The sequence below is a fragment of the Streptomyces sp. NPDC102451 genome (assembly GCF_044765485.1).
GTDB lineage: Bacteria > Actinomycetota > Actinomycetes > Streptomycetales > Streptomycetaceae > Streptomyces.
On sequence record NZ_JBIWKD010000005.1, the window covers coordinates 351,577 to 363,472 of the forward strand.

The following is an 11,896-nucleotide window of genomic DNA, read 5'->3' on the forward strand; positions in this document are numbered from 1 at the left end:
GACGGGCAGTATGTCCGAATGTGCGGCCTCAGTCCCTCGGGACGCGGACCAGGCCCTCCTGGATGACCGTGATGGCCAGCTTCCCGTCCGCCGTCCAGATCCTGGCCTGGCCGAGACCGCGCCCGCCGGACGCGGAGGGCGACTCCTGGTCGTACAGCAGCCATTCGTCCGCCCGGAAGGGGCGGTGGAACCACATGGCGTGGTCCAGGCTGGCCCCCACCACGTCGCCGACCGCCCAGCCGCCGCGCCCGTGGGCGAGCAGCACCGAGTCGAGCAGCGTCATGTCGGAGACGTACGTCGCCATGCAGACGTGCAGCAGCGGGTCGTCCGCCAGCTTGCCGTTGGTCCGGAACCAGACCTGGGAGCGCGGCTCGCGCGGTTCGCCGGCGGTGGCGAACGGCGGGGCGTCCACATAGCGCAGGTCGACGGCCGCCCGGGCCTCCAGCAGCCGGTCCACCATGCGCGGGTCCGTGAAGCGGTCCGCGTACCGGGGCAGCATCTCCGCGGCCGTCGGCAGTGTCTCCGGGTCCGGGGCGGCCGGCATGACCGCCTGGTGGTCCATGCCCTCCTCGTGCACCTGGAACGACGCCGAGAGGTGGAAGATCGGCTTGCCGTGCTGGACCGCGACGACCCGGCGGGTGGTGAAGGACCGCCCGTCGCGGATCCGGTCCACGCTGTAGACGATCGGCGCGCCCGGGTCCCCGGGGCGCAGGAAGTACGCGTGCAGGGAGTGCGCGCCCCGGTCCTCGGGGACCGTACGCCCGGCGGCGACCAGGGCCTGGGCCGCGACCTGGCCGCCGAAGACACGGGGCACGACCGCGGAACGGCTCATGCCCCGGAAGATGTCCTGCTCGATCTGCTCCAGGTCGAGCAGATCGAGCAGGGATTCAAGTGCTGCGCTCATGGGAGAGAAACGTAGCCGCTCTCAGAGCCCCATGGACTTGGCGATGATCGACTTCATGACCTCGCTGGTGCCGCCGTAGATGCGGTTGACCCGGTTGTCCGTGTAGAGACGGGCGATCGGGTACTCGTTCATGAAGCCGTAGCCGCCGTGCAGCTGGAGGCAGCGGTCGATCACGCGGTGTGCGACCTCGGTGCAGAACAGCTTCGCCGAGGCGGCCTCGGCGGGGGTGAGCTCACCGGCGTCCAGGGCCTCGATCGCCCGGTCGCAGACGGCCTCGGCCGCGTCGACCTCGGCCTTGCAGGCGGCCAGCTCGAACTTGGTGTTCTGGAAGGACGCGACGGTCTTGCCGAAGACGGTGCGGTCCTGCGTGTACTGCTGGGCGAACCGCACGGCGGCGGCGGCCTGCGCGTACGCGCCGACGGCGATGCCCAGGCGCTCCTGCGGGAGGTTCTGGCCGAGGTAGGAGAAGCCCTTGTTCTCCTCGCCCAGCAGGTCCTCGACGGGCACCTTGACGTCCACGAAGGCGAGTTCGGCGGTGTCGGAGACCTTCAGGCCCAGCTTGTCGAGCTTGCGGCCGACCGAGTAGCCCTCGGACTTGGTGTCGACCACGAGGAGCGAGATGCCGTGGCGGCGGTCGTCGGCCTTGGGGGAGTCCGTGCGGGCACAGACGATGACCTTGTCGGCGTGCACGCCACCGGTGATGAAGGTCTTGGCGCCGTTGAGGACGTAGTGCGTGCCGTCCTCGGAGAGCTTGGCGGTGGTCTTCATGCCGGCCAGGTCCGAACCGGTGCCCGGCTCGGTCATGGCTATCGCGTACATCGACTTGCCGGAGACGAAGTCCGGCAGCCAGCGCTTCTTCTGCTCGTCGGTGGCGTACGCCTTGAGGTAGGGCAGGCAGAGCAGGACGTGCACGCCGGAGCCGCCGAAGGAGATGCCCGCGCGGGCGGTCTCCTCGTACAGGATCGCTTCGAACTTGAAGGACTCGACGCCCGCGCCGCCGTACTCCTCGGGCACCTCGATGCCGAAGATGCCCAGCTCGGCGAGCTTGTAGTAGAAGTCGCGGGGCGCCTGGCCCGCCGCGAACCACTCGTCGTAGACGGGGACGACCTCGGACTCGATGAAGGCGCGGATGGTCTCCCGGAACGCCTCGTGGTCCTCGTTGTAAACCGTACGGCGCACGGGATGCCTCCTGGTGTCAGCTTCAGCGTCGGTCGCGGTGGCTAAGCGCTTGCTCAGTCCTGGTCAAAAGTTACCCGGCGGTCACGGTGGCTGTCCAGGGTGATGCTGAGCACGCCCGGCACCCGTACCGGCCGGTTCCCGGTCGCGGAGTGTCGCCGTGCCGAGCGGTACGTAACCCCGATGGCGGTAGGCGGCAGGCAGGCGCACAGTGAGAGAGGAGCCGACGAGGGACGAGTCGCCTCGTCGCAACGAACCCTCTGTGAGGCAGTCATGGCTGATGTCGGATCCCTGGGCGGGAGCTCAACGACAGACAGGAACGGGGAGCGGTCCGGGCGCGGCAGGACCACCATCGCCGACGGGGTGGTCGCCACCATCGCCGGAATCGCCATCCGCGAGACCGAAGGCGTGCACTCGGTGGGCCGGGGCGCGTCCAAGGCGCTGGGTGCCGTCGCGGGCCGGGTGCCCGGAGCATCCTCAGGCGGCGGGCGCGGGGTGAAGGTGGAAGTGGGGGAGAAGCAGACCGCGGTCGACGTCGACATCGAGGTGGAGTACGGCATACCGATCCATGAGCTCGCCGACCGGATCAGGACCCATGTGACGGACGCGGTCGAGACGATGACGGGTCTGGAGGTCGTCGAGATCAACATCAACGTCTTCGACGTCCACGTCCCGGACGAGGATGACGACGAGGACGAGGAGGAGCGCAGGCGCTCGTCCGCACGCGTGCAGTGACCGCGCGTGCGATGACGCGGGGGCGGGCCCCGGTGACGGGCCTCAGCGCCAGTGCGCCGACCCGTTCACGGCCGGAGTCGTCGATTCCGCCTTCGCCCGGATCTCCCGCATCACCGCGACGATCCGCTCCTCGTGCTCCGGTGTCAGCCGGGCCACCGGCACCGAGCAACTGACCGCGTCCTGCGCCGGGTTGTCGTACCGCAGGGCGAACCCGAGGCCGACGATCCCGGTCACTCCCTCCTCCCGGTCCACCGCGTAGCCGCGCGCCCTGACCTCCGCGAGGTCGGCCAGCAGGGCGTCCCGGTGTGTGTGGGTGTTCGGCGTCAGTGCCTCGTACGGCCCCTCGGGCAGCTCCTCGTCCGGTCGTTCGGCCAGCAGGGCCTTGCCCAGTGCGCCCACGTGCGCCGGGAGGCGACGCCCGACACGGCTGATCGTCCGCAGGTACTCATGGGACTCCCGCGTCGCCAGATACGCCACGTCCCGCCCGTCCAGCCGGCCCATGTGGATCGTCTCGCCCAGCGCTTCGGACGCCTCGTCGAGATACGGCCGCACCGCGCGCAGCCGGGGATCGGAGTCCAGATAGCTGGTGCCGGTGAGCAGGGCGTGGATGCCGATGCCGTACAGGGAACCGGTCAGATCCGTGCGGACCCAGCCGCGTGAGATCAGGGTCTGGAGCAGCGCGTACATCGAACTGCGGGGCACGCCCAGCTCGTCCGCCAGCTCCTGGAGCCGCGCCGGGCGGTCGCCGCGTGCAGCCAGCACCTCCAGCAGCTCGACCGTGCGCGCCGCGGACTTCACCTCGCGGACGCCGCCCGCCTCCGTTGTGTCTGGCATGTGCCGATCGTAATCCGGCCCCGCTCCCGAGAACGGCGCCGGATACGAGAACGGCGCCGGATACGAGAACGGCGCCGGATACGAGAACGGTCCTGCGTACCCATTGACGCCCCGAGGTCCGCCTCCCTAATCTCCATCCTCATACATGGATGACGTCTACATAGGGAGATGGCGTGAGTCTCGACACCGGCACGGAGGCCGCAGCCGACGTGGCGCGACGGCTGCGGAACGGAATGGCCGACGCCGTGCTGTCCTTCCCGCTGACCAGCTTCCACCAGGACGGATCCTTCGACCCCGACGGCTTCCGCGGTTATGTGGCGCAGCGCCTCGCCGCCGCCCCCGGCGCCGTCTTCCCGGCCTGCGGCACCGGCGAGTTCCTCTCCCTGGACGAGGACGAGTACCGCCAGGTCGTCTCGATCACCGTCGAGGAGGCCGCCGGCCGTCTCCCGGTCGTCGCCGGAACCGGCTACGGCTGGGCGCAGGCCGCCCGGTTCGCCCGTATCGCCGAGGAGGCGGGAGCCGACGCGCTCCTCGTCCTGCCGCACTACCTCACCGCCGCCCCGCAGGACGGGCTGGTCGCCCAGCTCCAGCACATCGCCGACCGCACCCGGCTGCCTCTCATCGCCTACCAGCGCGGCCAGGTCGCCTACACCGCCGACTCGTTCCGCCGCATCGCCCGCATCCCCGGAGTCATCGGCGTCAAGGACGGCCACAGCGACCTCGACCGCCTCCAGCGCCTCACCCTCGCCGCCCCCGACGGCTTCCTGTTCTTCAACGGCGCCGCCACCGCGGAGATCCAGGCCATGGCCTACGCCACCGTCGGCGTCCCCGCCTACTCCTCGGCCGTCCACGCCTTCGCCCCCGAGATCGCGAACGCCTTCTTCGCCGCCCTGCACGCGGGTGACGCCGGCACGGTCGACAAGCTGCTGCGCGACTTCTACGTACCCCTCGTCGAACTCCGGGACCGCGTCCCCGGATACGCCGTGTCGCTGGTGAAGGCCGCGGCCCGGCTCCGCGGGTACACGGTCGGCCCCGTACGCGCCCCGCTCGCCGACCCCTCGGCCACCGACCTGGCCGACCTCACGACCCTGCTCAGCACCGGACTCGACCTCGTAGGAGCCTCCCTGTGACCCGCGACCTCACCATCACGGACGTGACGCTGACCCCGATCCTGGTCGCGGACCCGCCGCTGCTGAACACCGCGGGCGTCCACCAGCCGTACACCCCGCGCCTGATCGTGGAGGTGGTCACGGCCGACGGGGCCACCGGCCTCGGCGAGACCTACGGCGACACCAAGTACCTGGAGCTGGCCCGGCCCCTCGCCGAGCAGCTGGTCGGCCGCCAGGTCAGCGACCTCAACGGGCTGTTCGGCGCGGCCGACGAGGTCGCCGTCGATGCCTCCCGGGTCACCGGCCAGGTCGACGTCGGCGGGCTGCGCGGTGTCCAGACCGCCGACAAGCTGCGCCTCTCCGTCGTCTCCGCCTTCGAGGTCGCCTGCCTCGACGCCCTCGGCAAGGCACTCGGCCTGCCCGTGCACGCGCTGCTCGGCGGCAAGGTGCGCGACGCCGTCGAGTACAGCGCCTACCTCTTCTACAAGCGGCCCGGGGGCGAGGACGACCCGTGGGGCGCCGCCCTCGACCCCGCCGGGATCGTCGAACAGGCCCGCACCTTCACCGAGCGCTACGGCTTCACCTCCTTCAAGCTCAAGGGCGGCGTCTTCCCCCCGGACGAGGAGATCGCCGCGGTCAAGGCCCTCGCCGCCGCCTTCCCCGGCCACCCGCTGCGGCTCGACCCCAACGGCGCCTGGTCCGTGGAGACCTCCCTCAAGGTCGCCGAGGAGCTCGGCGGAGTCCTGGAGTACCTGGAGGACCCGGCCACCGGCGTCCCCGCCATGGCCGAGGTCGCCACGAAGTCCGGCGTACCGCTCGCCACCAACATGTGCGTGACGACCTTCGACGAGATCAAGGACGCCTTCACCCAGGGCGCCGTACAGGTCGTCCTCTCCGACCACCACTACTGGGGCGGCCTCCGCAACACCCAGCAACTCGCCTCCATATGCCGTGCGTTCGGCGTCGGAGTGTCGATGCACTCCAACACCCACCTCGGCATCAGCCTCGCCGCCATGACCCATGTGGCCGCCACCGTCCCCAACCTCCACCACGCCTGCGACTCCCACTACCCCTGGCAGTCGGAGGACGTCCTCACCGAGCGGCTCACCTTCGACGGCGGCAAGGTCGCCGTCTCCGACGTGCCCGGCCTCGGGGTCGAACTCGACCGCGAAAAGCTGGCGTTCCTCCACCAGCGGTGGCTCGACGACGACGGCACGTACAAGGACCGCGACGACGCGGCCGCGATGCGCGTCACCGACCCTCAGTGGACCACCCCGTCCGTGCCCCGCTGGTAACCCTCCCCCCCACCTCCCCGACCCCACCGCACCCGACGGTGGGCGGCCGCCGCCGCGCGAGCGGCGGCGGTCCGGCCGCACAAAGGAGTGCCGCTCGTGCCCGCAACTCCCCCCACCCCCGAAGTCCAGCACCCACCGGCCGTCAGGTCGGCGATCCACAAGATCTTCCGCCGTGTGGTCCCCCTCTTCTTCGTGATGTTCGTCGCGAACTACATGGACCGCGTCAACCTCGGCTTCGCCCAGGACCAGCTCCGCGCCGACGTCGGGCTGTCCGCCGCCGCGTTCGGACTCGGCGCGGGCATCTTCTTCATCGCGTACGCCATTTTCGAGGTCCCCTCCAACATGCTGATGGAGCGGTTCGGGGCCAAGGTGTGGCTCACCCGCATCATGATCAGCTGGGGCGTCGTCGCCACCGCGATGGCCTTCGTCAACAGCCCGGGCATGTTCTACGCGCTGCGCTTCCTGCTCGGCGTCGCCGAGGCCGGCTTCTTCCCCGCCGTCATCTACTACTTCAGCCGCTGGCTGCCCGATTCCCACCGAGGCCGCGCCACCTCGGTCTTCCTGATGGGCTCCGGCACGGCGACCGTCATCGTCGGCCCCGTCTCCGGGGCCCTGCTGGAGATGCACGGCCTCTGGGGCCACTCCGGCTGGCAGTGGATGTTCTTCGTCGAGGGTGTCTTCTCCGTCGTCCTCGGCTTCGTCGTCTACCGCTACCTCGACTCCGGCATCGAGCAGGCGACCTGGCTGACGGACGAGGAGAAGGCCGGCCTCGTCAGCACCATCGACGCCGAACAGGACGCCCGGGACGCACAGCGCGGCACCAAGGCCCGCGTCTCCCGCTGGAAGCTGCTCGCCGACCCCCAGATGCTGCTCTTCCTGTGGATCTACTTCGCGATCAACGTCGCCCTGTACGCGGTGACGTTCTGGCTGCCGTCGATCGTCGACGACATCGGCGGCCTGAGCGACCTCCAGGTCGGATTCCTGACGTCCGTTCCGTGGATCTGCGCCATCGCCGCCGTGTACGTCAGCGGGCGGATCTCGGACCGCATCGGCAAACGGCGGCCGGTCCTGGTGGTGCTGCTCCTCATCGGCGGCTGCGGCACCCTGCTCGCGGTCTTCGCCTCACCCTGGGTCGGCCTGGGCGCGCTCTGTCTGGCCGCCGTGGGCTTCAAGCCCGCCTCGCCCGTCTTCTGGACGATCCCGCAGAGCTACCTCGACGCACGGGCCGCCGCCCCCGGCATCGCGCTGATCAACTCCATAGGAAACCTGGGCGGGTTCGTCGCCCCCACCGCCTTCGGGATCATCGAGGACACCACCGGCTCGACGAAGGGCGGGCTCGTCGGCCTCACCGTCGTCGGCTTCCTGGCCGCCCTGAGCGTGCTGCTGGTGCGGGGCGGCGGCCGCAACGACCGCGTCCGCGTCCGTACGTCGAAGGGGGCCGCGGCCCCCGCGCCGGAGGAAGGGGCGCCGGGCACGGCCCGGACCGTGCAGGTGGAGCCGGGGACAGCCTGACGGGGGGCGAGCGGTCTACGCCGTGACCGTGAGCCGGGCCGCGCGGGTGCGCAGGGAGGACGGCCCCGTCTCCACCGCGAACTCGCCCGGCTCCACGGCCCATTCCCCCGCGTACGTGAACGAGGCCAGGGTCCCCGCGTCCACCGGGAAGGTGACCTCGGTGCTCCCGCCCGGCGCCAGCTCCACCCGGACGAAACCGCGCAGTTCGCGCACCCGGGGCCACGAGGTCCCGCCCAGCACCCGGCGCACGTACAGCTGGACGGTCTCCCGCACCGGCCTGCCACCCGCGTTGGTGACACGGACCGTGCAGCTCAGCGGCCGCGCCCCGTCACCGAAGCGGCCCGCCGCCACGGACGGCAGGGACAGCCGGGGCGTGCCGTACTCGACCGTCGTGTACGACAGGCCGTGGCCGAACGGATGGCGGGGCGTGGCGGGCTGGTCGACGTAACCCCGGTAGCCGTGGTCCTTGCCGTTGTAGAACACCGGGAGCTGGGCGGCCGAGCGGGGCACGGAGACGGGCAGCCGGCCCTGGGGTTCCGCCGCGCCGAACAGCACGTCCGCGACCGCCCTGCCTCCCCACGGGCCCGGATACCAGGCGCTCAGCACCGCCGCCGCCCTGCCCGTGAGGTCCGGCAGGGCGTGCGGCCGGCCCTGGACCAGCACCACGACGACGGGGGTGCCCGTGGCGGCGACCGCGTCCAGCAAGGCCGACTGCCCTTCCGGCAGACCGAGTTCGGCCAGGTCGACGCCCTCGCCGCAGGTCATCTCCACCGGGTTCCCGGAGGTGACGACGGCCGCGCCGTTGGCATCGAAACGCGCACCGGACTCCCGCGCGCTCGACCCGCCGAGGACCAGCACCGCCACATCCGCGCCCGCCGCCGACGCCACCGCCCCGGGCAGCCCCGAGCGGTCGCCGCCGACGAGGCCGCAGCCCCGGGCGTAGGTGACCTCCGTGCCGACGGGTGCCGCCGCACGCAGGCCGGCCAGCACACTGCTGCCCGTGCCGGGCCGCTGCGGCGCGCTGTAGTCGCCGATCTGCTGCGGCACGGAGTCGGCGTTCGGCCCGATGACCGCGATCCTCCCGATGCGGCGGCCGGCCAGCGGCAGCGTCACCCCGTCGTGGTCGAGGAGGGTGACCGACTCACGGGCGACGCGCTCGCTGAGTTGTTCCATGGGCACGGGGTCCGCCTCGCGGGCGCCGGTGTACGGGTGCTCGAAGAGGCCGAGCCGGAACTTCAGCGCGAGGACGCGTCCGACCGCCGTGTCGAGCGTGGACTCCTCGATCAGCCCCCGCCGGACCGCCTCCGCCAGCCGGGGATAGCAGTCGTCCCACAGGCTCAGATCGGTCCCGGCCCGCAGCGCCAGCGCCCCGGCCGCCACCGGATCGCCCGCCAGCCGCACCAGGCGGTCGATCGCCAGCCCGTCGGCCATCACCACGCCGTCGAAGCCCCACCGCTCCCGCAGGATCCCGGTCAGCAGGTGGGAGTTGGCCGCGCAGGGCACGCCGTCGAACTCGTTGTACGCCGCCATGAGGCCCGCCGCCCCGGCCCGTACGCCCGCCAGCGCCGCCACGAGATGGATCTCGTGCAGCTCCCGCGCGCCCAGCTCGGTGGCCGCGCTGTTGCGTCCGCCGACCGTGGCCCCCTGCCCGGCGAAGTGCTTGAGCACGACGGCCGCACGGTCCGGCCCGATACGGCCCCCGGCCGGACCCTGCACACCCCGCACCAGCGCCTCGGTGAACCTTGCCGCCAGATACGGGTCCTCCCCGAAGCACTCCTCCGCGCGGCCCCAGCGCGGATCCCGCACCAGGTCGAGTGCCGAGACCAGGGCGACATGGCCGCCGCGCGCCCGGAGCTGCCCGGCGGCGAGCGCCGCAGCCTCCTCGTACAGCTCCGGGTCCCAGGTGGCGCCGACCGCCAGGTTCACCGGCAGCACCGTCCCGTCCAGGGCCTGGAGGCCGTGCGGCATCTCCTCGACCAGCAGCACGGGGATGCCGAGCCTGGTGTTCTCGACGACGTGCCGCTGCACCGCGTCCGAGACCGCCGCCCCGTCCGCCGCGCCGATGCCGGTCTCCGCGGTCACCCCGGACCACGGGTCGGCGCGCTGGAGTCCGTACAGCGCGCCCATCCCGTCGTAGGCCGCCACCTCCGCGCGGAACGCCTCCGTCAGCCGGTGGCCGGACGGGGTGCGCTCGTACGCGTCCCAGCCGTACATCCGCTGGTTGACCTGGCCCACCTTCTCGGCGAGCGTCATCCGCGACAGCAGATCGCGTACCCGGTCGGCGACGGGCGCCCCGGGATCGCGGAACAGGGGCTCGGGCATGGGGTGGCTCCTCAAGGGTCGGGCGGTCAGCGCAGTTCGAGGACGCGCACGCCGTACGGGGCGAGGGTCACGTCCCGCACCGGGTCACCGCCGGTCAGCTCACGCAGCTCCCCGTCCGCCGACGGGCGTACGGTCAGCTCCTCGCCGGACTGACTCACCAGCCACACGAACCGCGCCCCGTCCTCGCGGACCAGGGCGTCGGCACTGACGTACGGGGTGTCCACCGTCACCGGGCGCGCCGCACCGGCCAGTTCGGCGAGCGCCGCGTACAGCCGGTGGGTCTGCTCCGGGTTGGCACGGGCCGTACGGGCCGCCATGTGCTCCAGCGGATAGGTGGCCAGGACCGTGCGGCCCGCGCCCGTCTCGTACCGCAGAAGGGCGGGGCGGCCGTGCGCGTCGGTGGCGACGACCCGCGCGCCGTCCGGGACGACCGGCAGATAGGCGCGGCTGTCCTCGTTGCCCGCCACCGGGAAGGTCAGCACCTCACCGGCGGCTATCGAGCCGAAGTCCTCGGTGAACGTCATCTCCAGCACGTCGTCCTCGATCGGCTCGGCGACCCCGTACGACAGCTGGAGCTCCACCCCGAACAGCCCGTCGAGGTCGTGGAACCAGGGCCCGCGCGTCGTCGGGTACTCACCCGAGCAGAACGACAGGTACACCGTGGCGCCCTCCAGCGCCCGGCGCTCCAGTGCGCGCCGGGTGCGGGTGGTCAGCTGGCGGGTCGACGGCAGCAGATACAGCGAGGCGTCGTCCGGCAGCCCGTCGGCCTCCCGGGCGAACGCCACCGGCAGGTCGGCGCCGCGCGCCGCCACATAGCCCTGGTGCAGCGAGGTGAAGATCAGCGGGCGGTCGGCGGGCCGGCTGTACGGGTAGCCACGCTCCAGGAAGGCCGGGACCACGAGGGCCGCGTCCGCGTCCGTACGGCGGCAGCGCGGGAAGTCGACCTGCTCCAGGACCTTCGCGAAGGCGGCCAGCTCCCGCAGCGGCTCCTTCGGGCGCCCGGCGCTGTCGGTGATCCCGAAGTGCATCTCGAAGGGGTGGTGGTCGTACGGCGACTGCTCCCACAGGTCGTCGTAGTCCGTGTTGTTCCAGGCCATCCACCCGGTGGCGCCGCCGAGCAGCGAGTTGTGCAGGGTCTGCCGGTAGAAGATCCCGGCGTTCGCGGCCGAGACCGTGTCGGTGGAGAGCCCGAACTCCTCCAGGACGACCGGCTGACCGGTGACGGCGGCCAGTTCGCACTCGAACGCGGCCCGGTAGTGCTGGCGCGGCCGGTCCGTGTCGGAGCGGTAGACGTGCGGGCCGACGAAGTCGACGTACTCGGCGGTCTCCCGCAGCGAGAAGCCGTTGTCGCGGCCCGTCACCTCGATGCCCCACGCGCCGTCGCCGAGCGACACCGGCTGGGTGCCGCCCGCCGCGCGCACCGCGTCGCACATGAACTGCGCCCAGGCGGTGACGACATCGCTCGACGGCGGGTCGACCTGGTAGATCCGGCCGTAGCCGGGCATCTCGTTGGTGATCAGCCAGCCCGTGACGGCCGGGTGGTCCTTGAAGCGGCGGGTCATCTGGGAGACGAACCACGCCTGCCGGCCGACGAGCCACACGTCCTCGTACAGATCGCGGTCCCCGCGCCACGCCGGGTCCCAGTTCTCGCCCGACATGTGGCCGACGATGAAGGTGGGGACCGTGCCCATGCCCAGCTCGTGGTGGGCGTCCAGGAAGTCACGGAAGCGGTCGCAGAGTTCCTCGTCGATCCGGCCGGGCTCCGGGTGGAAGTCGGGCCAGTAGAAGAAGGACCGGGTCATGTTCAGACCGTGTTCCCGGAGCACGGCCAGCTCCTCGCGCACCGTCTTCGGCTCGTAGTTCCGCCACATCAGCGGACCGCCGGTGCGGGACCAGAAGTTGGTGCCGAGCCACGGGAGGACGGCGGAGTCGTGGGTGAGCTGGGCGCTGTGGCGTCGCATGGTGTTTCTGGGTCCTCTTCGCTGTGCGGGGGTGCCGGTCGGTGCGGC

At 71.7% G+C, this 11,896-nt stretch carries 9 protein-coding genes; 4 read left to right on the forward strand and 5 right to left on the reverse strand.

Going from position 1 to position 11,896, the window contains the following annotated elements; translation table 11 throughout:
- Nucleotides 1-28 precede the first annotated feature (28 nt).
- Nucleotides 29-904, reverse strand: coding sequence for an acyl-CoA thioesterase II (gene tesB, locus ACIRD8_RS14550; RefSeq protein WP_403990224.1), 876 nt, complete (start codon nucleotides 902-904; stop codon nucleotides 29-31).
- Between the two features lie 21 nt (nucleotides 905-925).
- Nucleotides 926-2,083, reverse strand: coding sequence for an acyl-CoA dehydrogenase family protein (locus ACIRD8_RS14555; protein ID WP_403990226.1), 1,158 nt, complete (start codon nucleotides 2,081-2,083; stop codon nucleotides 926-928).
- A gap of 270 nt (nucleotides 2,084-2,353) precedes the next feature.
- On the opposite strand from ACIRD8_RS14555, the gene ACIRD8_RS14560 reads away from it, so the two are divergent.
- Nucleotides 2,354-2,815, forward strand: a complete 462-nt coding sequence (locus tag ACIRD8_RS14560; RefSeq protein ID WP_403990228.1) for an Asp23/Gls24 family envelope stress response protein — start codon at nucleotides 2,354-2,356, stop codon at nucleotides 2,813-2,815.
- Nucleotides 2,816-2,857: 42 nt separating this feature from the next.
- Here the strand turns inward: ACIRD8_RS14560 and ACIRD8_RS14565 are convergent, their stop codons facing one another.
- Nucleotides 2,858-3,649, reverse strand: a complete 792-nt coding sequence (locus ACIRD8_RS14565; protein ID WP_403990230.1) for an IclR family transcriptional regulator — start codon at nucleotides 3,647-3,649, stop codon at nucleotides 2,858-2,860.
- 173 nt (nucleotides 3,650-3,822) lie between these two features.
- On the opposite strand from ACIRD8_RS14565, the gene ACIRD8_RS14570 reads away from it, so the two are divergent.
- The 3 genes from ACIRD8_RS14570 to ACIRD8_RS14580 all read left to right on the forward strand — a co-directional run bounded on the left by ACIRD8_RS14570 (nucleotide 3,823) and on the right by ACIRD8_RS14580 (nucleotide 7,565).
- A complete protein-coding gene (locus tag ACIRD8_RS14570) occupies nucleotides 3,823-4,779 on the forward strand; it encodes a 5-dehydro-4-deoxyglucarate dehydratase (protein ID WP_403990232.1) in 957 nt (318 codons plus the stop codon).
- On the forward strand, nucleotides 4,776-6,053 hold the full coding sequence (locus tag ACIRD8_RS14575; protein WP_403990234.1) for a glucarate dehydratase family protein: 1,278 nt from the start codon (nucleotides 4,776-4,778) through the stop codon (nucleotides 6,051-6,053). The genes ACIRD8_RS14570 and ACIRD8_RS14575 overlap by 4 nt, the downstream gene beginning before the upstream one ends.
- A gap of 174 nt (nucleotides 6,054-6,227) precedes the next feature.
- A complete protein-coding gene (locus tag ACIRD8_RS14580) occupies nucleotides 6,228-7,565 on the forward strand; it encodes an MFS transporter (protein WP_403990739.1) in 1,338 nt (445 codons plus the stop codon).
- A 15-nt stretch (nucleotides 7,566-7,580) separates the two neighbouring features.
- Here ACIRD8_RS14580 and ACIRD8_RS14585 read toward each other — a convergent pair whose 3' ends face one another.
- Together ACIRD8_RS14585 and ACIRD8_RS14590 are read right to left on the reverse strand one after the other, a co-directional pair.
- Nucleotides 7,581-9,887, reverse strand: coding sequence for a glycoside hydrolase family 3 N-terminal domain-containing protein (locus ACIRD8_RS14585; protein ID WP_403990236.1), 2,307 nt, complete (start codon nucleotides 9,885-9,887; stop codon nucleotides 7,581-7,583).
- A gap of 26 nt (nucleotides 9,888-9,913) precedes the next feature.
- Nucleotides 9,914-11,848 carry a cellulase family glycosylhydrolase gene (locus ACIRD8_RS14590; RefSeq protein ID WP_403990238.1) on the reverse strand — a complete coding sequence of 645 codons (1,935 nt, stop codon included), beginning with the start codon at nucleotides 11,846-11,848 and terminating at the stop codon, nucleotides 9,914-9,916.
- Between the last annotated feature and the right edge of the window lie 48 nt (nucleotides 11,849-11,896).